Origin of the sequence: Chelativorans composti (assembly GCF_039541695.1) — a bacterium.
GTDB classification, from domain to species: Bacteria; Pseudomonadota; Alphaproteobacteria; order Rhizobiales; family Rhizobiaceae; genus Chelativorans; species Chelativorans composti.
Genome location: NZ_BAABGS010000018.1, coordinates 13,941 through 34,933 on the forward strand (window position 1 = coordinate 13,941; position 20,993 = coordinate 34,933).

Consider the following 20,993-nt stretch of genomic DNA (forward strand, 5'->3'; position numbering starts at 1 on the left):
CTGCTGGATGGCAGACCGGTCCTGCTCAGGTTTCGGGCTGATCAGTCCCGCGTCTTGGCCCGCACTGAGCGCGGATCTCCAAACCTTCGTCAATCCCGTGTGTGCGACGTCCCACCCGCGTCAAAAAACGCGCTCCGACAACCGTAGAATTCTTGACAAGCAAGTCTCAGGCCATTCTTATCCCCGCGCAGCCGTCGCGCTGCGGTCAGGGGGTGAGGACGAGCGATGTCGCTAAAGCCGGTACTCGGGTTACAGCAGACCCAGTCCCTCGTGATGACTCCTCAGCTGCTGCAGTCAATCAAGCTGCTGCAATTCAACGCCGTTGAGCTGGAACAGTACGTTTCCGAAGAAATCGAAAGAAACCCCCTCCTCGTCCGCGACGAATCCCGCTCCTCCGAGGACCAGCAGCCGCAACCCCAGCAGCAGTCCGAGGCCGAGATCATCTCGGAGCGACTGGACGCCTCTCTGGAGAACCTCTACCCGGACGATCCCGGCCGTCACGACACGATCAGCCCGGACCTCTCCGCCCAGTGGAAGTCCGCGGGTGGCCATGGCTCCACCCTGTCCGACGACGACTGGAACGCCGAGTCCTTCGCAGCCGCCCCGCGCACCCTGCGCGACGTGGTCCAGGAGCAGATCCCGTTGATCTTCCGCGATCCGGCCGACCGCTTTCTGGCCCTCCACCTCGCCGACTCGCTGGAGGACTCCGGCTATCTCGCCGACTTCGACGAGCTGCCGGTGCGAACGGGCACGACCCGCGCGAAACTCGAGCGCATCCTGATGACGCTCCAGCAGAACATCGAACCGCCCGGCCTCTTCACGCGCAATCTCTGCGAATGCCTTGCCATCCAGCTTCGGGCGAAGGGACGTCTCGACCCTGCCATGGAGGCCCTGCTTGACAACCTGGACCTCCTTGCCCGCAGGGATTTTGCCGCGCTGCGCAAGATCTGCGGCGTGGACGAGAGCGACCTCGCCGACATGATCGCCGAGATCCGAGCCCTCGATCCCAAGCCGGGCACCGCCTTTGCCTCCGGCAGCTCCGCGCCGGTCGTGCCGGACGTGATCGTCCGCCCCGCGCCCGACGGTTCCTGGCGGGTGGAGCTCAACGAGGAGGCTTTGCCCCGCGTCCTGGTCGACCAGGCCTATTGCGCGCAGGTCTCGGCCAGGTCGGGCAAGCAGGACCAGGCGTTCATCTCGGAATGCCTGCAGAACGCCAACTGGCTCGTCCGTGCCCTCGACCAGCGGGCCAGGTCGATCCTCAAGGTCGCCTCCGAGATCGTCCGCCAGCAGGAGGCCTTCCTGACCCACGGCGTCAGCCACCTTCGCCCCCTCAAGCTGAAAACGATTGCCGACATCATCGGCATGCACGAATCCACCGTCAGCCGCATCACCGCCAACAAGTACATGCTGACCCCGCGCGGCATGTTCGAAATGCGCTATTTCTTCACCGCCGCGATCGCCTCCGCCGACGGGGGCGATGCTCATTCCGCGGAAGCGGTGCGAAACCGCATCCGGCAGCTCATCGACCAGGAGACGGCCGACAACGTGCTCTCCGACGATGCCCTGGTCGATATCCTGAAGAAGGAAGGCATCGACATCGCCCGCCGCACCGTGGCGAAATACCGGGAAGCCATGTCCCTCCCCTCTTCCGTCCAGCGCCGGCGGGAAAAGAAGGCGCTGGCCGCCCAGCGGTGATATCCTTCCGTCGTTTCGACGGCCGGTACGCCCCCTTGGATTGACAGGGTTGCCGGAACCCACTAGAAGCGCCCGCTTCCACGGTGGAGAAGGCCTGCGTGGAGATTTGACAAGGATTAAGGGGATACGATCGGCGTCCGGATAGTTTCACATTTGATTGCCGCTCAAGCTTGTAAGCGCCGATCACAAGTATAAACTCTCTAGCATCGCTAACCGGCCAAAAGGTTTCAGTAAAAATGAGTCTGCGCATTTCTGGTAAGCATATGGACGTAGGCGAGGCCTTCCGGACACGCATCGAAGGCAAGATCGAGGAAGCTGTCACGAAATATTTCGACGGTGGCTATTCGGGCCATGTGAACATGATCAAGGAGCGTGCCGGTTTCACGGCCGATTGCATGATCCGTCTCGACAGTGGCGCCGAGCTTCAGGCGACCGGCCAGGCTCAGGAGCCGCAGCTTGCGTTCGAAATTGCGTCCGAGCGCCTGGAAAAGCGACTGCGCCGCTACAATCGCAGGCTGAAATCGCGCAGCTATCCAACTTCCGGGGACGGTCTGGCGGATGGCGCCGAAATGTCCTATCGCATCATGACTGGTCCGGAGGACGAAGAGCATGAGGTCGAGGAGGGCTATGCGCCCGCCGTGGTGGCGGAGCTTCGCGTTCCGCTCAAGTCCATGAGCGTGGCGGATGCCGTATTGGAGCTGGACATGCGCGACAACCCGGTGGTTGTATTCCGAAATGCCAGCAACAACGAAATCAACATCGTCTATAGACGTGCTGACGGAAACATCGGGTGGATTGATCCTTCGAGCACTGCCCAGTAAGCAGAGTCGACGGACCGCAAGGCATTCCGCTGAGCAGAGGATAGGGACAGCATGCACCTGAGAGATCTGTTGGAGGTTTCGGCGATCATGCCGGCCTTGAAGGCGAACTCAAAGAAGCAGGTTCTCCAGCTCATGGCAGAACGGGCTGCTGCAATCACCGGCCTTCCAGAGCGTCAGGTCTTCGACACTGTCCTCCAGCGGGAACGGCTTGGTTCCACGGGCGCAGGCTATGGTGTGGCCATCCCGCACGGCAAGCTCGCGGGTATCGACCGGATCACCGGCGTCTTCGCCCGCCTGGAAACGCCCGTCGACTTTGAATCCCTGGATGACCAGCCGGTGGATCTGGTCTTTCTGCTGTTGGCTCCCGAGGGAGCCGGCGCAGACCATCTGAAGGCGCTGTCGCTCGTCGCCCGCGTGATGCGCGAGCGCGATGTGACCGCGAAGATCAGGGGCACACGCGACGCCGCGGCCATCTATTCCTTCCTTCTGGAAGCCGAGGAGAAGTGCAAGGCGGTCTGACCGGCCGCCTTCGTCACTCTTCCGGCTCACGGCCCCCATACCGAGCTCGTCGAAGGATGAGCTTGGAGAGCAATAACAATTCGGAAGCCATCAGGCTCCATGAGCCGTCATTCCGGTTCGGCCGTGAATGATCAGAATCTGTTCGCGTTTCCGCGCCTACACAGGGTCTTGCTGGTGCTCAGTGCAGGCTCACCGGCTTCAGGTCATTCTGGAATGCACCGGCGAGTGCGGCCTCCGGCCCATCGGCAAGCAGGATGGGCTGACCGTTTGCAGCAAAGAGGGCCCAGAGCTTCGTGCCGGGCGCCAGTTCAGGCATGCCGGGGAACTTTCCGCGCAGCTCTTCCACCGCCATTTCACGAACATAGGCAATGGCACCTTCTCCCAGCGCTGCCAGCTGCTGCGGAGTAACTGTAATCCTGCGTCCGTTTTCCACCATATCAGCCTCCTTAGGGGCGGGCCGTCCTCAAGGACCAACCCGCACAAGAGCCATTCGGTTCCTTTGCAGATCAGGCGTTACAAGACGTCATCAGTCTCGCACTGAAATGTTTATCTTTTGTACAAGCCTCTCGGGTTCCGGCCTGTCCAGGTCGATCGAGAGCAGACCGTTGCGCAGTTCCGCCCCGAGCACCCGCATTCCATCGGCCAGCATGAACACGCGCTGGAACTGGCGCGAAGCAATGCCGCGATGGAGATACTCGCGTTCGGCATCGTCCGACTGACGGCCGCGAATGATGAGCTGGTTCTCCTCGGTCGTCACCTCGAGGTCGTGTTCCGAAAATCCGGCTACCGCGAGCGTGATCCTGAGAAGCTCACCTTTGCCGTTCCCCCGTCGAATGCGCTCGATATTGTACGGAGGATAGCTGTCCCCCGACTTGGCGATCCGTTCGAGGGTCTTTTCCATGCTTTCAAACCCGAGGAACAACGGGTTTGAAAAGGGCGTCATGCGCGTCATTTCTCTCTGTCCTCAATGAGCGACGTCGTGGCAAGGCCCCATCAGGCGACCTTGCAACCCAGATATGGTGGATCGGGAAAAAAAGTTCAAGAATGTGGGACGGACACCCTCCGGCTCCGGGGACTGTCCTGTGTATTCGCGGTCGGAACAAGGATCGGGCAGTCAGGAACCTGCCTTTCGGGCAGCTGCAATCCGCGCGGGTTCTGGCGCCATTGAGGGGTGCGCCCTTCTCGGCCCCCCTCAGCCTGCCAACGCCCTACGCAGCTGGGCAGCTTCCCACCCGAGCATGGCCCGCTTGCGCGTGAGCCCCCAATGATAGCCGGTCAGTGCGCCGGACTTGCCGATGGCCCGGTGGCAGGGCACCACGAACGAGATGGGATTGGCTCCGATCGCCGCGCCCACGGCGCGGGAGGCTCTTGGCGAACCGATCTCGGCGGCAATGTCCGAATAGGTCCGCGCCCTTCCCATCGGGATCCTGAGCAATGCCCGCCAGACCTTCACCTGGAAATCGGTACCGATCATGACGATGCGCAGCGGCTCCGCATCCCGCCATCGCGACGGGTTGAAGATGCGCTCCGCGTAGGGGGCCGTGGCCTGCGGATCCTCCACATAGGTGGCGTTCGGCCAGCGCGAGCGCATGTCCTCGAACGCCTGCTGCTCTTCCCCGGCGTCCGCGAAGGCCACGCCTGCCAGACCTCGGTCGGTGATCATCAGGAGTGCCACTCCGAACGGCGACAGGTGATAGCCATAGCGGAACGTGAGCCCCGCGCCGCGCAGCTTGTATTCGCCCGGCGACAGCGCCTCGTGCGTGACGAACAGGTCGTGCAGTCTGCCGGGCCCCGATAGCCCCAGCTCGAGCGAAGCTTCCAGCAGCGGCATCCCCTCGTCCAGCAGGCGCCGCGCGTGATTGAGCGTCACAGCCTGAAGAAAGGCCTTCGGTGACAGCCCCGCCCNCTGCTCCAGGGTTGGCTCCTGGCGGTAATCCAGGCTGATTTTCTCGATCACGCGGCGGACAAGCTCATAGTCTCCGCCCGCCGGCGTGATGTCACGGTCAAGCACGGCAAGTTCGGCTCGCATGGCATTCCTCCTTGCCGTGAAATATGCGTCGGCAGCACCGACACCGCCACCCGATTCTTGCGAAAACGTTTCGACCCGAAAGGCTACCGCTTCGCCGCGGCCAGAGCCTGCCCGAAGGCGCTGGCGAAGCTTTCCCGGTCATCCGGATTGAGGAACGAACCGATCGCCACGCGCATGCCGCGCGTCTCGACCATCATCTCCGCGATGATGTCCTCCGGGCCGCGACGGATGTTGAAGCGCGTCCAGAACGGATTGAAGCGATGCTCTTCCACACGGCCCGAGAGCGGCACCTTGCGGATCACGAGACTTGTTCGGGAAAGAGCGATTTCCTCCCGCACCCGCGCCGCCCGGTAGTTGACGCGGAAGGCGACGTAAAGCGCCAGCACGTCCAGTCCGAAGAAGCCAATGATCGGCCACGCGCCCATGCTGTAGAAGGTGATGGCCACGAATGCCCAGGCCCCCAGCATGAAGGCCATGAGAACAAGGAAGCCCGTCCGCCCGAGCGAACGGTACGGAATCAGAAGCGCCTTGAAGAAAGGCGTATCGGCGGCATTCTCTTGCAGCATCGTTCGGACTATAGAGCGCTTATGGAAAAGCCGAAGCCTCAAACCTTACCCGTAAATGACAGTGCGCCGGGCGCCCCCCAGCCGTCAAGGGCGACCGCTCGACGCGCACGGCCCAAATCCCGCCTCACCGCCTACACGGAGGATGAGCTCGACGAGATTTTCCGCCGCTTTGCGGTTCAGCGGCCCGAACCGAAGGGCGAGCTCGAACACGTCAACGTGTTCACGCTCCTGGTCGCGGTCGTGCTGTCCGCGCAGGCCACCGACGCCGGCGTGAACAAGGCCACGCGCGAGCTGTTCAAGGTGGCCGACACGCCGGAGAAGATGCTGGCGCTAGGCGAGGAGAAGCTCGGCGAATACATCCGCACGATCGGCCTCTGGCGCAACAAGGCGAAGAACGTCATCCTGCTCTCCGAAGCCCTGATCCGCGACTATGGCGGCGAGGTTCCCGCCGACCGCGACGAACTGATGAAGCTTCCCGGCGTCGGCCGCAAGACGGCGAACGTGGTGCTGAACATGTACTTCCGCCAGCCGACCATGGCGGTCGACACGCACATATTCCGCGTCGCCAACCGGATCCGGCTGGCTCCCGGCAAGAACGTGGACGAGGTGGAGGAGGCGCTCCTCAAGGTGGTGCCCGAGAAATACCTTCTCCACGCGCACCACTGGCTGATCCTGCATGGCCGCTACGTCTGCAAGGCGCGCAAGCCGGAGTGCACCCGCTGCGTTATCGCCGACATCTGCAAGTCGCCGGAAAAGACCTGCGACGTGCCTGCCCCGCTGGTTCCCTGGGAGGAAAGTGGCCTTCTGCCGGCGAAGTAGTCTCGCCACTCGTCGGCCGCTCCCTCATGCTGAGCCTTGGCGAAGTGAGCCACCGGAGTGCGGTGACGGGCAGAGCCCGTCGGCGGGTGAGCGGTACAAACCAGAGCCCGTGCAAGACATCGGGCCCACGGGACACCGATGCCCTCCCCCCTCATGCTTCGGCAGCCGCACCACGAGAGGGAACAACAGCGCGTGAGACTACGCGCTGCCGATCAGCATGCCCGTGGCGAACACCAGCGCACCGCCGAGCACCACCTGGAAGACGGCCCTGCTCCACGGCGTTTCCATGTAGCGGTTCTGGATGAAGGCGATCGCCCACAGTTCGATGAACACCACGACGAAGGCTGTGATCGTTGCCGTCCAGAAGTGCGGAATGAGGTAGGGAAGCGCGTGACCGAGGCCGCCGAGCGTGGTCATGATGCCGGTGGCCAGTCCCCGCTTGATGGGCGAGCCGCGGCCGGAGATGACGCCGTCATCCGAGGCGACCTCGGTGAAGCCCATCGAAATGCCCGCACCCACCGATGCGGCGAGGCCGACGAGGAAGGTCTGCCACGTGTCGCCCGTCGCGAAAGCCGCAGCGAAGATCGGCGCGAGCGTGGACACCGAGCCGTCCATCAGGCCGGCAAGCCCCGGCTGCACGTAGGTGAGGATGAACTTCCTGCGCTCCGTCTGCTTTTCTTCCTCGACGGCTTCCGGAGTGAGATGCTTCTTCTCGAGCTGGTCGGCAAGCTTCTCGTGCCCCTGCTCCGCCGAAGCGAGATCGCCCAGCAGCTTTCGCGTCGCCGCGTCCTCGGTGCGCTTGATCGCCTCCATGTAGAAGCGGGCGGACTCTTCCTCCATCAGCTTGGCTTGCGCACGCACATGCTCGATGCCGAGGGGTCGCACCAACCAGTCAGGCTTGCGGCTGTAATAGCCGCGCACGTGCTCGCGCCGGATCAGCGGGATCCGCTCTCCGAACCGCTGCCGGTGAAGCTCGATCAGCGCGGCGCGATGGCCATCCTCCTCGGCTGCCATCTCCTCGAAGACGGCGGCCGAATGCGGATATTCCTCGCGCAACGCGTCCGCGTAAGCACGGTAGATGCGCGCGTCGTCTTCCTCGGACGAAATGGCGAGCGCAAGGATTTCCTGTTCGGACAGGGATGAAAACGGGCGCTTCTGCGCGGTAAATCGACTGAGCATGGGCAGCTCTCTACAGTTTAGAACAGTTCTAAAGTATTCTTGGCATTGGCGTAGATCAAGTGCTCCGGCTAAGTTTTGTCGCGAGCCTCTGCCAATCCATGATCCTGGTCAAGCGTCCGCCGGAATTTCTGGAAGCGCCCACGCGCAGCCCGGAAACAGAGGGTGGCAACGGGCGGTGCTTTGTCCGGTCTCCCCGGATCAGGGCCCGGAAATGGACCTTTGACTGCGTAGCATTGTCCCGCAGTATGGCAGTTATCCCCGATCTGCATGGCTCTTGGCGACATTTTTGTTGCCGAAACGCGGTTGACGGGTATGAGTCCGCTCGCTGTATCGCTAAAAGTTTCTAGAACAGATCCATTCGAGACGGAGATTTCCAATGCAGGGCGTGACTGTCGTCGACCATCCGCTTGTGCAGCACAAGCTGACCATCATGCGGGACAAGAACACATCGACGGCAAGTTTCCGGCGGCTCCTGCGCGAAATCTCGCTCCTCCTCTGCTACGAGGTCACGCGCGAGCTTGAGATGACCACGCGCACCATCGAGACCCCGCTGGAGACCATGGAAGCGCCCATCCTGGAGGGCAAGAAGCTGGTTTTCGCCTCGGTGCTGCGTGCCGGCAACGGCCTACTCGAAGGCATGCTGGAACTCGTCCCGGCGGCCCGCGTGGCGCATATCGGCCTTTATCGGGACCACGAGACCCTTCAGGCCGTCGAATATTTCTTCAAGGCCCCCAGCGATCTTGAGAACCGCCTGGTGATCGTCGTCGACCCGATGCTGGCCACGGCCAATTCTGCCGTCGCCGCAGTCACCAAGCTGAAGGAGCGCGGCGCGACCAACCTGCGCTTTGTCTGCCTGCTGGCAGCGCCTGAAGGCATCGAGCACTTCACCAGCGAGCATCCGGACGTGCCGGTTTTCACCGCGGCCATCGACAAGTGCCTCAACGAGAAGGGCTACATCGTGCCGGGCCTCGGCGATGCCGGCGACCGCATGTACGGCACCAAATAGCTTTCAGTCCGGCAATCTCACCCTGACCGGCGGGCGGGCCGACGCGCGCCGGCCACAGGCCCCGGTCCGCGTACCCTGCTGGTCACGTCGTGGAACTCGTAAATGTTGCTGTCGAACGGGAAGGCATAGATCTTATCCTCCAGCATCGGCAGGCGCGTTCCGAAATAGGTGTTGAACACCACCCTGTAGGTGTTCACCGGCGTGATGTCCTGCCACAGGCCACTGTAGTCCCTGCCCGGGAAATAATAGGCGTTGAGGATCCCGGTCTTGATGCGCAGCTCATCCGCCGGCGCTTCGTGCCATGGGATTGTTCCGTCCCGCTTCGGGAAGGGTCCCTCGTCCGCCTGCAGGATGATGACGGCGGGCCGGCGCCCTGGCTCCTGCAAAGCCATCACCAGTTCCCGTATGATGCGGTTCGCATATTCGATCTGCTCTAGATAACCCTTCTCCTGTCCGCGCTTCGCTGCCTCCGCCAGGCTCAGGCACTCCCCCGTCGCCGTGAAATTCTCGGGTCCGTGGGGGATGAGGATGTGCGCAAGGACGTAGACCGGCCGATCGCCATCTCGGCCCGCGTTCTTGATCTCCTCGATCTGCGGCCGGATGCGCTGGCACTGGCCGTTATCCCAGTCGAGACGCATGGTGAAGGGAGTGTCAGGCAACACATGGAACACCGGCCTGGCCATCGTCGTGCGCCAGTAGAGCATGGCGAACTCGCTGAAACCGTGCGGCCTGTTTTCGTCCGCCAGCGAACTCCGGAAGGTGCCGACCCACCACGATCCGAACTGGATGATGCGATAACCGCGCGACTTGAGGAACCGTCCCACGCGGTGGTCGTCCAGCATCTTGTGGATCGGCCGCCAGTTCTGGCCCTTTACCCGCGGATCCCGCGCCAGCGCGTCGAGATAGCCCATATGAAGCGTCGAGGCGATCGAATGCCCCGTCTTCTGGTAATTGGAATTGCTGCCGCGTGCGAGATAGAAGCCCCGATCCTCCAGGAACCGGCCGACGTCACTGTTGTCGACACCGAAATACCGTCTCAGAACCCCCTCCGAGGCATAGCGGTCGAAGATGATGTGGAAGATGTCCGGCGGAGCCTCCCCGCTCGCCGCGCCTGTGATGAACGGATCAATCTCCGCCATCGCGGCCGCGGGATCGTGGCTGTCCAGCGCGCCCCGGTGGATCCACTGATGCTCCACGATCTTGCAGAACGGCACGAGCAGGAAAACCACCGCGATCAGGTTCAGCGCCCCGTTCAGCTGCCGCGCGCGCTCGTCGAGCCGGAGCGCGAAAGCGGTGGCGGCCACGAGCAGCGCGATCGCCACCGGCAACGACCGGACCATCGGAAACCCACCCTCGAGCCATCGGTTTATACCGCCGAAGAGCGTGAAGTAGTACAGGATGCCCGCAACCCAGATGCTGGCGATGATGGCCGAGGTGGCGTCAAGACGCCCGCGGATGACCGCGATGATCGCATGCACGCTACCGGCCAGGACCAGCGCCACGACCAGCGACGAAGTCACATCATCCCAGCCGGTAAAATCCATGTTGTTGGACATGAGGGTCAGAACCGACGAAGCCGCGAGCAGCATGGGATGGAACGGCCACGTCCTGTCCCATGCGATGCGCCGCGCCGGCTGCCTGGCCGCCGGCTGCGCGGTGAATGCGTCCGTTTGCTCCGTTATGATTGGCCGGTCTGACATCGGTCGTGCGCCTCACCTGATATTCCAAACCCGCGATCTGCCGCTGCGTTCCTTTCCGGCGGAACCGGTGCGTTTCCATCGTCATTCTGCCGCCACGCTAACGCGCGAAACCTGACGAAGATCCGCAGTTGTCGGGGATGTGACCTGACCCGCATCCGCGTATACTTTGTTGTGAGCTGCACCCCTTGGCGAAGTGATACACTCCCGGACAAGAGTCCCGACGCATTTCACAAATGAACCAATTGATATATCGTCGCTTTTCCTGATTTCCCCTCGCGTATCCGGCAATCGACTCCCCGCTCCCTGACGGTGAATTGCGCATTGACACGGCGCCATTTCAGGTGTGATTGTATACTTGGAAACAGATTGGCGGGCGCGGAGAACGGTGACTTGCGGCACCGGCGATGCGCCGATGCCAGTCAAGCGTTCTGGAGGGAGGAAACGGCGGGCTTGAGGAGGCCTGCGCTTTTTCAGTGGCAGTTCGGCACGGGCGATGAGGGGACAAGGGCTCCGCCGGCCGAGCGCACCTTGCGCGACCGCGAGCGGGCGCGAACTGCACCGGTGACATCTAGGAGGAAGAAATGGCTGCGAAAAATCTCGAAGAAAAGATGCGGGAAGCGGGCAATGTGGTTCACATGCTCCGCAACTCCAAGATCGGCGCCTACGTTTATCCCGTGGTGCCCTCGGAATTCACCAACTGGCGCGACGAACAGGCTGCCTGGCGCAAGACGGCGGTGCTGTTCGACCAGTCGCACCACATGTGCGAAATCATGCTGGAGGGCCCCGACGCCATCAAGCTGATCGAGCGCACGGGCATCAACAGCGTCAACAACTTCCCGGTCAACCGCGCCAAGCAGTTCGTGCCGGTGAGCTACAGCGGCCATGTGATCGGCGACGGCATCCTGTTCCGCCTGGAGGAAGAGCAGTACCTCTTCGTCGGCCGCGCCCCGACGGTCAACTGGCTGCAGTTCCACGCCGAGACCGGCGGCTACAAGAACCTGCGCTATGACCGCGACGACCGCTCGCCGTCCCGCCCGATGGGCAAGCCGGTGGTCCGCCGCCGCTACCGCTACCAGATCCAGGGCCCGAATGCCTGGGCCATCCTCGAGAAGCTGAACGGCGGCCCGATTCCGGACATCAAGTTCTTCTTCATGGGCGAGATCAACATTGCCGGCCGCAAGGTCCGCTGCCTGCGCCACGGCATGTCCGGCGCGCCGGGCCTGGAGATCTGGGGCCCCTACGAGGAGGGCGAGGAGATCCGCAACGCGATCCTCGAGGCCGGCGCCGAATTCGGCATCGTGCCCGTGGGCTCCCGCGCCTACGCCACCAACACGCTGGAGTCCGGCTGGATCCCCTCGCCGCTCCCGGCCGTCTACACCGATCCGGAGATGAAGGAATACCGTGAGTGGCTTGGCGTCGACAGTTACGAGGCGACCGGCTCGATCGGCGGCAGCTTCGTGTCCGACAACATCGAGGACTACTACGTCACGCCCTATGACATCGGCTACGGTCCGTTCGTGAAGTTCGACCATGACTTCATCGGCCGCGAAGCGCTGGAGAAGATCCACGACAAGCCGCACCGCCGCAAGGTCACGCTGGCCTGGAACGCGGACGATGTGGCGAAGGTCTTCCGCTCCATGCTGGAGCCCGGCATCGAGAACTACAAGTACATCGACCTGCCGCTCTCCAACTATGCGTCGGCCAACTACGACGCCGTCATGAAGGACGGCAAGGTGGTCGGCTTCTCGATGTTCTCCGGCTACAGCTTCAACGAGCGCCAGATGCTCTCGCTGGCCACCGTCGATCCGGACATCCAGATGGGCGAGGTTCTCACCCTCGTCTGGGGCGAGCCGAATGGCGGCACCGAGAAGACCACGGTCGAGCGCCACAAGCAGATCGAGATTCGCGTCAAGGTCTCGCCGGTTCCGTACTCGCGCGACGCCCGCGAGAACTACGCCGACAGCTGGCGCACGAAGCAGAACATCTGATGCTCTCCTCCCCTCATGCTGCGCGTGTCAAGGCATGAGGGGGCATACCCGGGACGGGACAATGATCACCCATCCCTTCACCTTGTGCTCGTCGAGGGGTGAAGGGGTGGGTTTCTGTTTTCACGGCCGGATACCGTGACGCCGGGCGGCGCGCGCCCCATCTTGGCCACGAGATGCCCGGCGTCGTCCCGCTTATCCCTCGAAACGCTCGGGATGGAGGCGGACCGGCATTCTGGGCACCCGATTTCTAAACTCACCGCAGATTGAAGCGCACCGGCACGACGATGGTGCGGCTGACACCGGGCGGCGGTGGCGGCACCGGCGAGGCCCTGCGCACCATGGCGATCACTTCCTCGTCCAGCGCCGGGAAGCCGGAAGACCCCGCGAGCGACACGGACTGCACATTGCCGTTTTCGTCAATCGTGAAGCGAACCTGCGCCGTGCCTTCCTGCCGCGCGCGCTTCGCTTCGGCCGGATAGCGCTTCCGGCGCTCCAGATGCGCCATCAGCTTGGACTGCCAGCGCGCTGGCGAGATGTTGGACGCGGCGCCGCGATTGGACTGAGGCGCAGCAGGCTGTGCGGCTGCCTGCTGGGTCGCAAGCTTCGTCGGCCGCGCCTCGCGCGAGGGCGCGGGCTTCTGCTGCTTCGCCTGCTTTTGCGGCTGCTCCTGTTTCGGCTTGGGCTTTTCAGCGACCTTGGGTGCGGGCCTGGGGTCTGGCTTGGGCGTCGGTAGAGGCGCCACCTGCGGCAGGGGCACCTCCGGCTCAATCTCCGCCACCTCTTCCGGCTCCACCGGCTCGGGTTCGGCCGGCTCCTCAACCTCGGCCACCTCTGACTCGGGTTCAACGGGCTCTTGCTCGCTCACCGTCTCCACCGGGTCCGGCTCAGCCTCCTGCGCCGTCTCCACGGGCTCGACCGGCTCGAGTTCCTCGGCCTCGTCCACCGCTTCCGAGGCAGCAGAATCGACCGTATCGGCGACCATCTCCTCTTCCGCCGCCGGCGCCACCGGCATCGGCGCGAGGTCGATCATGATCGCAATCGGCTCGCCCGCCTCGAGCGGCGGGGGCGGCGGCACGCGCATGATCCACCAGGCCGCGCCCGCGTGCGCGCCAAGCGCCACGATTGCCGCGCCCGACCAGAGCAGCAGCCTGCCTATGGAGGCCCTGCCCATATGCTTGGACCATGCGATGTCCGGCCGGCCGCTCATGGGTTAGCGGTACCCTCCGTTTCGGGGGCGGGCGTCGTGGGCGCCTCGAGCCCGACGAGTGCGATCTTGAGGTAGCCTGCCGTGCGCAGGAGGTTCATCACCTCCATCAGGTCGCCATAGTCGACCGTCCTGTCCGCCCGCAGGAAGATGCGCGTTTCCTTGTCGCCCTGGGTTACGCGGTCCAGCGCCTGGCTAAGTTCCGCCTCCGCCACCCGGTCATTGCCGACCGCCAGATTCAGGTCCTTGTCGACAGTGACGTAGAGCGGCTCTTCCGGCCGCGCCTGCGGTGCTGCGGCCGACTTCGGCAGATCCACGTTGATATCGACGGTCGCCAGTGGCGCCGCCACCATGAAGATGATGAGCAGCACCAGCATCACGTCGATGAACGGCGTCACGTTGATCTCGTGGTTTTCCACGAGATCGTCGTTCTCCGGGTCGGAGTTGATCTTGCCGGCCATTGCCTCACTCCGCAGCCGCCAGCTTCCGCCGCTGCGGCGCCGTCAGCCGGTAGTCGAGGTCCCGGCTGATAAGCCGCTCCACCGCCGCCGCGGCATCCCCGAGCAGCAGCCTGTAACCCGCGATCGAGCGGGAGAACACGTTGTAGATGACCACCGCGGGAATGGCCGCGACAAGGCCGATGGCAGTCGCCAGCAGCGCCTCGGCAATGCCTGGCGCCACGACGGCAAGGTTGGTCGTCTGCGCCTCCGAAATGCCGATGAAAGAGTTCATGATACCCCAGACCGTACCGAACAGTCCGACGAAGGGCGCGGTCGAACCGATGGTGGCAAGCGCGCCCGTACCCCGCGTCATCTGCCGTGACGCCTGCGCCTGGATGCGCGCGAGATGCGAGGAGACGCGTTCCTTGAGGCCGTCCCCGCCGCCGAAGTCCAGCGTAGGCTCAGAGGCGGCCACTTCATGGGCGGCCGCCTGCACCATCAGCGCCGCGGGGCCCTTGCGCCCTTCGAGCGCCTTGCTCGCATCCTGAAGCGAATGGGCGGCAACGATCGCGTCCAGAGCGCGCCGCGCCCGCGCCTTCGCCCCCGCCAGCTCCAGCGACTTGGCGATCCATACGGTCCAGGTGACGAGCGAAGCGAAGGCCAGGCCGATCATCACCGCCTTCACCACCCAGTCCGCCGCCATGAACATGCCCCAGGGTGAGAGATTGTGCGGCAGCGTCGGATCGCGCTCCGCCTCAGCCGCCACCAGCTCGGTCATCTGCGGCTGAACGGTCGGTGCCTCACCCTCCGGCGCAACCGCGGCAGGCACTTCCGCTCCGCCTGCGGGAGCCTGAACCGGTTCCGCCTGGCTGCCCGCCTGCGGCGCCTGTTCTTGCGCCGGCGTCATCGTCTCTCCGGTCTGCGCCAGCACCGGTCCCGCAACGGCCATCCATGCCGCCAGTGCGAGGGAAACAACTCTGGAAACACGCATGCGCCGCGCCGCTGTCAGGGTCATGAATATTCTCTGTCTACTGAGCTACCAAAGGTAACGTCGATTCCGGTCTTGTCTTCAGGCTGCGGATGCTCCGCCCCGCCCACGCTTGGCGTTCGGTGCCGACCGGGTGCTGCCAATATCGTCTCAATTCAGCCTCGCCAGATCAACTGTCGACCCTTCTTCGCCGAAAAGGACAGATCCCTTCCCGCATCCTGGCCATCGTGGGCGAATGTCGAAAAATTGATTATTGTAATCAGGAATAAATTGGAAGACCGAATCTGATGGTTTTCCAGACAAACGGAAGGCAACGGCCATCGCCCGCCGGAAGCGCCTGCGCCGGCAGGTCCTCTCTCCCATTCGGCAGGCAATCAGGAAATGGCGCGCGCTTCCGCTGCCGAGACGATGTTTTCCAGCAGGCAGGCGGTGGTCACCGGACCGACCCCATCAGGCACATGCGTGACGAGCGAAGCCCTGCCCGACACGCTCTCGAGATCGACGTCGCCCACCAGTCCCTTCTCAGTCCGCACGATGCCGACATCGAGCAGGATCGACCCTTCGGTAATGTGTCCGGCCCTGATCAGGCCCGCCACGCCGGTGGCGGAGATGACCACCTCCGCTTCTCGTGTGTGTGAGGCAAGGTCGGCCGTTGCCGCATGGCAGACCGTGACCGTCGCCTCCCGGTCGAGCAGCATCAGCGCCAACGGACGTCCGACCACCGCCGAAGCGCCGACCACGGCGATCTCGCGGCCTTTCAGCGATCCCAGCAGCTCTTCGAGAATGAGTACGCAGGCCCTGGCCGTGGCAGGCGGCCTGGCGTTTCGCTCCCCGAGCAGCACCCCGCCGGCATTGAGCGGATGCAGCCCGTCCACGTCCCGTTCCGGCCCAATCAGGCGGGCCACCTCGTCCCGCCCGATGAAACTGGGGATCGGATAGAGCGCCATCATCGCATCTCCCTCGGCCTGAAGCTGCGTCCGCACCGCCTCCGCGTTGGCCGCATATTCGGCCGGGACCATCTCTATCCCCACATCATCGGCGGAGGCCACGAGGCGCTGCGCATAGGCTGCCGCCCCGGCATTGCTGCCGTCCAGAAGCAGGGTACAGCGCGGCCGCCGGCCAAGAGCCGCGACACGCGCCTTCACGCCCTGCTTGATGCGCGCCGCCAGCTCGAACCCCGTGAAGATCGTCGTGTCCATCGCCCTGTCTCTGTCGTTCTCCCGCAAGCGGTCCGATCCCCCGTCAGAACACGCCGGACACGTCCTGCGCGCATTTCGTGAGCTGATCCTTGAGCCGGCCCTGTATTTCCTCTTCGGAATATTGCCCCTGCGGGAAGATGATCGAGACCGCTCCCGCCGCCTCACCGCCCGCCGAAAGAACCGGCACCGCAAGCGAGCTCACGCCCTCCACATATTCAGATGACGTGACCGAGAACCCGCTGATGCGAATGAGGTTGAGCAAGTCTAGGAAGCTCCTCCGGTCGTGCAGCGCGCCCCTGTCCTCTCCCGCCGCCAGCCGGTCGAGGATCGCGTCGCGCCTGGCCTTGTCCAGGAAGGCGAGCATCGCCCGCCCGATGGCCGTGGGTACGAGCGGAACCCGCGTGCCGATGGTAGCCGCGTTGAGCGAGAATCGCCCCGGCACGAAGGCTTGCGCCACATATATCGCCTCGTCCCCGTCCAGCATGGAGAGCGACACGGACTCGCCGATCTCCTGCGCCGCTGCCCGCAGCACGGGCTGCACCACCTGCGGAATGCTTCGAGCTTCCATGAACCCGTGCGTGAGCCGCAGCACCCGCGGCGTGAGCTGGAAGCGCCCCCTGTCCTGGCTCACATAGCCGAGCTGCTCCAGCGTCCGCACCAGCCGGCGCGTAACCGCGCGGTTGAGCCCCGTGCGCTGCGCGATCTCGGAAATGGAGAGCTCGCGCTCCTTGCCATGGAAGGCAAGCAGTACCGACAGTCCCTTGGCGAAGGTGAGCGAGACCTCCTTGTCATCCTTGTCCAGAAGGTCATGCGCAGGCCGCTGCACGAATACCTCCTGCGGTCCGGAACTTCGTTCGAGCCATCATCTCTTCCCTTCCGCACGGCCATAGCCGGCACCCCCGCAGCTTTCGACGATCAACCGGTCGCCCCGGTTGAGCCGCGGCGTCGACCGGGTTGGCAGAACCTCGATCGTCCCGTCAACGCGCCGCACCGTCGCGCAGGCAGGTTGCGGCGACTGGCCCCCGAGCAACCCCGGTGGCACCGTGTGGAACCGCTCGCCGCGCAGCGACACCTGGATCCCGTCTGCCAGCGCCTCGTAGACACGGCGGATGCCGTCGCCGCCCCTGAAACGTCCCGCGCCGCCCGACCCGCGCCGGATTTCCGCACTCAACAGCCGCACCGGAATGAGCGGCTCCAGCGCCTCCGCCGGCATGTTCATGGCATTTCCCACATCCGTGGAAATGCCAGGCTCCCCGTCGGCCCTCGGCCCGCCGCCTGCGCCGCCTGCAATGATCTCCGTGGAGACGAAAGGCGAGCCGTCCTCCCGCCTGCCCGAGAAAGCAAGCACATAGGACATGCCGGAATTGGCCGCCGGCATGCGTTCGGGAGCCGCCTTCGCCAGTGCCTGCAGGAGCGCCGACGTGATGGCGCGCACCATCCCCGTCCGCGCATTTACCGCCGCCGGCATGGAGGCATTCACCGCGCTTGCCTCCGGCAGGATGAGCTTGAGGCGGCGCACCGCGCCGCCGTTACGGAATGCCGCCTTCCCCATCACGCTGAGCAGGCTGTAGAAAGCGGCCGCAAACGGCCCGGATCGCACGCAATTGATGGGTGCGGTCACCTGAGGCGACGAACCGGTGAAATCTGCGCGGAACATCCCGTCCCGGAACTCCAGCCGGAGCTTCACCACCACGTCCGGCAGCCCCGGCGTAGGGTCCAGCATTTCCTGCGCGAAGAATGGTCCAGTCGGCATCGCCCGGATCGCCTGCCGCGCCGCCTGTTCGCCAAGGTCGAGGCACTGCGCCACACCGCCCAGGAACGCATCCGCGCCCATCTCGCCGACCAGCCGGTGCAGCGCCGCTTCCGCCTGCACGGCGGCCGCGATCTGCGCGCCGAGATCTCCCAACACCGTTTCCGGCGTGCGCGAATTGGCGCGGATCAGCGCTTCCGCTTCCCGCGCCATGCGCCGGCCTGTCCCGAGCCGCATGGGCGGCAGCCGCAGCCCCTCCTGAAAGATGTCCACCGCATCGGGCGGCACGGAACCGGCCCGCATGCCGCCCACGTCCTGATGGTGCAGCATGGTGGCGGCGAAACAGACGAGCCGTCCATCCGCGAACACCGGCATCGCCACGGTAATGTCCGGCAGATGCGTGCCGCCCCGGTAGGGATCGTTCATGAAGAACAGATCGCCTTCCCGCATGCTTTCAGCCGGAAATTCTTCGAGGATTGCCTTCAGCGAACTTCCCAGCGCGCCGAGCAGCAGCGGAATGGCGTTGGAAAGCGCGATGATCTCGCCATCGGGCGTGAGCAGCGCCGCCGCCGCGTCATTGCCCTCGCGGACCACCGGCGAGACAGCCGTGCGGAACAGCGTCTCCTGCATTGCCTGCGCGATCGCGTCGAGCCGCATCTGCAGCGTGCGCGGGCGCAGTTCTTCCGTCTTGCCGGTCCGCGTGAGCAGCAGGGCTCCCTGCGCGACCTCGCATTCCCAACCTGCGCCAACCCTTGGCGCATCCCCACCGTCAGACAGGACTGGCAGATCGGCGCCACCCTCGAACATCTGCCGGATGAGCGCGAACAGATGCCCCGCTGTCCGCGGCTCCCCACCGAACCGCTTCGCGTGATAGGCGCGATATGTCTCCCGCAGCACCTCGACCGTCAGAGTCCCGCCGATCGGAAGCCGCACGGGGTGCATGAACGGGTCCGGTGCGATCTCCATGGTGAAGACGCCCGCTTCACCCGCTCCCAGCGCATCGAGCTCCGCCTGCGTGATCGCTCCAAGCGTCCGGTTGAACAGCACCACCTCCTCGTGGACGTGCGGCGCGAGCGTCAGCCCCAGCGCGCCGCCCACCGCCGAGGCGGGCCCAGCGATGACCCGCGAGCTGCCCAGGCGCTCAGCCACGGCCGTCGCCAGAAGTCCGCCCAGTCCGCCGGAGGCAATCAGCGTTGCCGAGGCCGGATCGACCGCCCGCCCTGCGGCATGTTTGAGAATGGCTTCCGCCACCTGATCCGCCGCCGCTTCCAGGACACGGTGCGCGGCTTTCGCCGCATCAACCCCAAGCATCTCCGCAAGACGCGCCACGCGTTCGCCCGCACCCGGGAAAGCCTCTTCCGGAAGCAGGCCGAGCATTGCCAGCGCATCGCTCAGGCTTGCGGCACCCGCATCTCCCTCCTGCGTCAAGGCAATTACCGTATCCCTTACGGTAATGCGGCTCTTACCCCCGAGGGCAATGCTGCCTACGTCGGTCATCGGCTGCCGCATCGGCACACCGGCGAACGTCCCCGCCAGGCTGCTGGCCGGCACGAAATCCTCGATTAGCACGATATCCGTGCTCACCGAGCCCACATCCATCATGATCGCGAGCCGCGCGTCATGCCGCCGGCAAATGTGGCTCGCTGCCAGTGCCGCTGCGGCAGGGCCGCTGGCGATCTGGTTGATGGCCTTGAGGGCCGCTTCTTCGGGCTCGAGCAGATACCCGCGCGAATCCGCGAACGCCAGCCGACCGCCGAACTGCCGCGCGACGAGCCCTTCCCGAATATCCTGCAGGGTTCGCCGATGCCACGGCCGCAGCCACGCCTCCAGGCAGGCCGAAACGGTCCGTTCGTACTCGCGCGCCACCCCGTCCACCTCTGATGACCGCACCACATGCAAGTGGGGGAAAGCTCCTGAAATCACCTCCGCGCAGCGCCGCTCGTGCGCCGGATTCACATGGGAGAACAGCAGGCAGATGGCGATGGCCTCCACGCCCTGCCCGACAAGATCCGCCGCGACCGCGCGGATCTCATCGACGGCAATCGGCTCCAGCTCTTCGCCCTTCGCATCGAGTCGCCCGCCGATCTCCCGGATGCACCCCGGCGCCACCAGGAAGCGGGGCGCAGGCGACCGCGCCACGGGGTCGTAGAGGTCCGCCTGGTTCTGCCGCGCGAGCGTCAGCGTGTCGCCGAACCCGCGATTGGTGATGAGCCCCACCGACGCGCCTTGCCGCGTGAGCAGCATGTTCACTGCCCCGGTGGAGCCGATGCGGATTTCCCGCACGCCGGCGGGATCGATCCCCCACTCCACCGCCGCCCGGTCGAGAGCCGTCAGGATCGCCTCGCCCGCCGCCAGCCCGTCGCAGGCGACCTTGGCCGTCTTCACTGCCCCGTCCTTCAGAAGCGCGAGGTCGGCAAAGCTCGAGCCGAGGTCGATCCCGATGATGCTCATGCGATCATCCTGTATCCGCCGAGGTCGAAAGTTTCGGGCTCGGGAAGCTGAAGAAACTCCGTATCCATCCCGCCCCGCGTCTTCCACATGGTCGAGGCGAACAACCCGTCCCGTCCGAGCGCGATGATGCCGTGGTGCCAGACGCCCGGCCTGTAAATAACCACGTCCTCCGGCCCGGCAACGAAGGCCTCCGGCACCACGCCCGTCTCCGGATGGTCCTTCCAAACCAAGACGAGGTAGTTCTCCACCGAGATGGGAACGAACATCTGCGAGGAATGGGGATGCCGTTCGGCCTGCACGGCCGTCAGTGTGGCGCCCTCCGCCCGCACCTGATAGAATTCCAGCGCATGGTCGGGCGCCAGATCGTCGTGCTCGAACGGAACGGGCGACTTTGTGAGAACCGCGCCGCCATTGCGGATCGTCTTCACGATCCCGTCTCCGGCCCTCCCGACATGACCGTAGGGGCGGAAGCGTTCCGGAGTCAGGCGCAACAATTGTCTCACGGCGTTCGCATTCGTTCGATAATCGACCTTCTGGTCCATTATCATAAAGCCGCGAACCATGGTTCTGTCAATTGAAGGCTTCGGACTTTGGAAACATGGACCTGAGACGCTTGTTCGCACCTGCAGCATCTTGACG

Annotated in this window: 19 protein-coding genes; 6 read left to right on the top strand and 13 right to left on the bottom strand. The window is 64.5% G+C overall.

Going from position 1 to position 20,993, the window contains the following annotated elements; all coding sequences use genetic code 11:
* The first annotated feature begins 225 nt into the window (after nucleotides 1–225).
* The 3 genes from rpoN to ptsN all read left to right on the top strand — a co-directional run bounded on the left by rpoN (nucleotide 226) and on the right by ptsN (nucleotide 3,035).
* Nucleotides 226–1,695, top strand: a complete 1,470-nt coding sequence (gene rpoN / locus ABD906_RS05470) for an RNA polymerase factor sigma-54 (RefSeq protein ID WP_345098575.1) — start codon at nucleotides 226–228, stop codon at nucleotides 1,693–1,695.
* Nucleotides 1,696–1,931: 236 nt separating this feature from the next.
* Nucleotides 1,932–2,516 (top strand): ribosome hibernation-promoting factor, HPF/YfiA family, encoded by a 585-nt coding sequence (gene hpf, locus ABD906_RS05475; protein ID WP_165277197.1) that lies wholly within the window; start codon nucleotides 1,932–1,934, stop codon nucleotides 2,514–2,516.
* A gap of 51 nt (nucleotides 2,517–2,567) precedes the next feature.
* On the top strand, nucleotides 2,568–3,035 hold the full coding sequence (gene ptsN / locus ABD906_RS05480; protein ID WP_165277198.1) for a PTS IIA-like nitrogen regulatory protein PtsN: 468 nt from the start codon (nucleotides 2,568–2,570) through the stop codon (nucleotides 3,033–3,035).
* A 178-nt stretch (nucleotides 3,036–3,213) separates the two neighbouring features.
* Here the strand turns inward: ptsN and ABD906_RS05485 are convergent, their stop codons facing one another.
* From ABD906_RS05485 to ABD906_RS05500, 4 genes are all read right to left on the bottom strand, one after another.
* Nucleotides 3,214–3,471, bottom strand: a complete 258-nt coding sequence (locus ABD906_RS05485) for a BQ00720 family protein (protein ID WP_165277199.1) — start codon at nucleotides 3,469–3,471, stop codon at nucleotides 3,214–3,216.
* Nucleotides 3,472–3,561: 90 nt separating this feature from the next.
* Nucleotides 3,562–3,987, bottom strand: a complete 426-nt coding sequence (locus tag ABD906_RS05490; protein ID WP_345098577.1) for an Hsp20 family protein — start codon at nucleotides 3,985–3,987, stop codon at nucleotides 3,562–3,564.
* A gap of 240 nt (nucleotides 3,988–4,227) precedes the next feature.
* Nucleotides 4,228–5,064, bottom strand: a complete 837-nt coding sequence (locus ABD906_RS05495; protein WP_345098579.1) for a methylated-DNA--[protein]-cysteine S-methyltransferase — start codon at nucleotides 5,062–5,064, stop codon at nucleotides 4,228–4,230.
* 83 nt (nucleotides 5,065–5,147) lie between these two features.
* On the bottom strand, nucleotides 5,148–5,630 hold the full coding sequence (locus ABD906_RS05500; RefSeq protein ID WP_165277202.1) for a DUF2244 domain-containing protein: 483 nt from the start codon (nucleotides 5,628–5,630) through the stop codon (nucleotides 5,148–5,150).
* Between the two features lie 21 nt (nucleotides 5,631–5,651).
* Between ABD906_RS05500 and nth the strand changes: the two genes are divergently transcribed.
* The gene (gene nth, locus ABD906_RS05505) at nucleotides 5,652–6,449 is read left to right on the top strand and encodes an endonuclease III (RefSeq protein WP_165277203.1); all 798 of its coding nucleotides are present in this window, start codon (nucleotides 5,652–5,654) and stop codon (nucleotides 6,447–6,449) included.
* A 198-nt stretch (nucleotides 6,450–6,647) separates the two neighbouring features.
* Here the strand turns inward: nth and mbfA are convergent, their stop codons facing one another.
* Complete coding sequence (gene mbfA / locus ABD906_RS05510) at nucleotides 6,648–7,628, bottom strand: iron exporter MbfA (protein WP_165277204.1); 981 nt, start codon at nucleotides 7,626–7,628, stop codon at nucleotides 6,648–6,650.
* Between the two features lie 376 nt (nucleotides 7,629–8,004).
* Here mbfA and upp point away from each other — a divergent pair, with 376 nt between their 5' ends.
* A complete protein-coding gene (gene upp / locus ABD906_RS05515) occupies nucleotides 8,005–8,634 on the top strand; it encodes a uracil phosphoribosyltransferase (RefSeq protein WP_165277205.1) in 630 nt (209 codons plus the stop codon).
* A 17-nt stretch (nucleotides 8,635–8,651) separates the two neighbouring features.
* On the opposite strand, the gene ABD906_RS05520 is transcribed toward upp, so the two are convergent.
* Nucleotides 8,652–10,334 carry an LTA synthase family protein gene (locus tag ABD906_RS05520; protein ID WP_165277206.1) on the bottom strand — a complete coding sequence of 561 codons (1,683 nt, stop codon included), beginning with the start codon at nucleotides 10,332–10,334 and terminating at the stop codon, nucleotides 8,652–8,654.
* 581 nt (nucleotides 10,335–10,915) lie between these two features.
* Between ABD906_RS05520 and ligM the strand changes: the two genes are divergently transcribed.
* Nucleotides 10,916–12,322, top strand: coding sequence for a vanillate/3-O-methylgallate O-demethylase (gene ligM, locus ABD906_RS05525; protein ID WP_165277207.1), 1,407 nt, complete (start codon nucleotides 10,916–10,918; stop codon nucleotides 12,320–12,322).
* Nucleotides 12,323–12,575: 253 nt separating this feature from the next.
* Here the strand turns inward: ligM and ABD906_RS05530 are convergent, their stop codons facing one another.
* The 7 genes from ABD906_RS05530 to ABD906_RS05560 all read right to left on the bottom strand — a co-directional run bounded on the left by ABD906_RS05530 (nucleotide 12,576) and on the right by ABD906_RS05560 (nucleotide 20,986).
* On the bottom strand, nucleotides 12,576–13,529 hold the full coding sequence (locus tag ABD906_RS05530; RefSeq protein ID WP_345098580.1) for an energy transducer TonB: 954 nt from the start codon (nucleotides 13,527–13,529) through the stop codon (nucleotides 12,576–12,578).
* Entirely contained in the window at nucleotides 13,526–13,987 is a 462-nt protein-coding gene (gene exbD / locus ABD906_RS05535) for a TonB system transport protein ExbD (protein ID WP_165277208.1), read from the bottom strand. The genes ABD906_RS05530 and exbD overlap by 4 nt, the downstream gene beginning before the upstream one ends.
* Before the next feature lie 4 nt (nucleotides 13,988–13,991).
* Entirely contained in the window at nucleotides 13,992–14,873 is an 882-nt protein-coding gene (gene exbB, locus ABD906_RS05540) for a tonB-system energizer ExbB (protein WP_378188345.1), read from the bottom strand.
* 455 nt (nucleotides 14,874–15,328) lie between these two features.
* Nucleotides 15,329–16,153 (bottom strand): bifunctional 5,10-methylenetetrahydrofolate dehydrogenase/5,10-methenyltetrahydrofolate cyclohydrolase, encoded by an 825-nt coding sequence (locus ABD906_RS05545; RefSeq protein WP_165277210.1) that lies wholly within the window; start codon nucleotides 16,151–16,153, stop codon nucleotides 15,329–15,331.
* A 43-nt stretch (nucleotides 16,154–16,196) separates the two neighbouring features.
* Nucleotides 16,197–16,979, bottom strand: coding sequence for an IclR family transcriptional regulator domain-containing protein (locus tag ABD906_RS05550; protein ID WP_165277211.1), 783 nt, complete (start codon nucleotides 16,977–16,979; stop codon nucleotides 16,197–16,199).
* A 36-nt stretch (nucleotides 16,980–17,015) separates the two neighbouring features.
* Nucleotides 17,016–20,354: a hydantoinase B/oxoprolinase family protein gene (locus ABD906_RS05555; protein ID WP_345098582.1), complete on the bottom strand. Its 3,339-nt coding sequence runs from the start codon at nucleotides 20,352–20,354 to the stop codon at nucleotides 17,016–17,018.
* Nucleotides 20,351–20,986, bottom strand: a complete 636-nt coding sequence (locus tag ABD906_RS05560; protein ID WP_345098583.1) for an ureidoglycolate lyase — start codon at nucleotides 20,984–20,986, stop codon at nucleotides 20,351–20,353. Before ABD906_RS05560 ends, ABD906_RS05555 begins: the two co-directional genes overlap by 4 nt.
* Nucleotides 20,987–20,993: the final 7 nt, after the last annotated feature.

Coding starts and splice junctions, on each gene's coding strand:
- exbB (WP_378188345.1), bottom strand. CDS start 14,873: ATGACGCCGGCGCAAGAACAGGCGCCGCAGGCGGGCAGCCAGGCGGAA.
- ABD906_RS05555 (WP_345098582.1), bottom strand. CDS start 20,354: ATGAGCATCATCGGGATCGACCTCGGCTCGAGCTTTGCCGACCTCGCG.
- ligM (WP_165277207.1), top strand. CDS start 10,916: ATGGCTGCGAAAAATCTCGAAGAAAAGATGCGGGAAGCGGGCAATGTG.
- ptsN (WP_165277198.1), top strand. CDS start 2,568: ATGCACCTGAGAGATCTGTTGGAGGTTTCGGCGATCATGCCGGCCTTG.
- mbfA (WP_165277204.1), bottom strand. CDS start 7,628: ATGCTCAGTCGATTTACCGCGCAGAAGCGCCCGTTTTCATCCCTGTCC.
- ABD906_RS05485 (WP_165277199.1), bottom strand. CDS start 3,471: ATGGTGGAAAACGGACGCAGGATTACAGTTACTCCGCAGCAGCTGGCA.
- ABD906_RS05560 (WP_345098583.1), bottom strand. CDS start 20,986: ATGCTGCAGGTGCGAACAAGCGTCTCAGGTCCATGTTTCCAAAGTCCG.
- exbD (WP_165277208.1), bottom strand. CDS start 13,987: ATGGCCGGCAAGATCAACTCCGACCCGGAGAACGACGATCTCGTGGAA.
- ABD906_RS05545 (WP_165277210.1), bottom strand. CDS start 16,153: ATGGACACGACGATCTTCACGGGGTTCGAGCTGGCGGCGCGCATCAAG.
- rpoN (WP_345098575.1), top strand. CDS start 226: ATGTCGCTAAAGCCGGTACTCGGGTTACAGCAGACCCAGTCCCTCGTG.
- nth (WP_165277203.1), top strand. CDS start 5,652: ATGGAAAAGCCGAAGCCTCAAACCTTACCCGTAAATGACAGTGCGCCG.
- upp (WP_165277205.1), top strand. CDS start 8,005: ATGCAGGGCGTGACTGTCGTCGACCATCCGCTTGTGCAGCACAAGCTG.
- ABD906_RS05490 (WP_345098577.1), bottom strand. CDS start 3,987: ATGACGCGCATGACGCCCTTTTCAAACCCGTTGTTCCTCGGGTTTGAA.
- ABD906_RS05500 (WP_165277202.1), bottom strand. CDS start 5,630: ATGCTGCAAGAGAATGCCGCCGATACGCCTTTCTTCAAGGCGCTTCTG.
- hpf (WP_165277197.1), top strand. CDS start 1,932: ATGAGTCTGCGCATTTCTGGTAAGCATATGGACGTAGGCGAGGCCTTC.
- ABD906_RS05530 (WP_345098580.1), bottom strand. CDS start 13,529: ATGAGCGGCCGGCCGGACATCGCATGGTCCAAGCATATGGGCAGGGCC.
- ABD906_RS05520 (WP_165277206.1), bottom strand. CDS start 10,334: ATGTCAGACCGGCCAATCATAACGGAGCAAACGGACGCATTCACCGCG.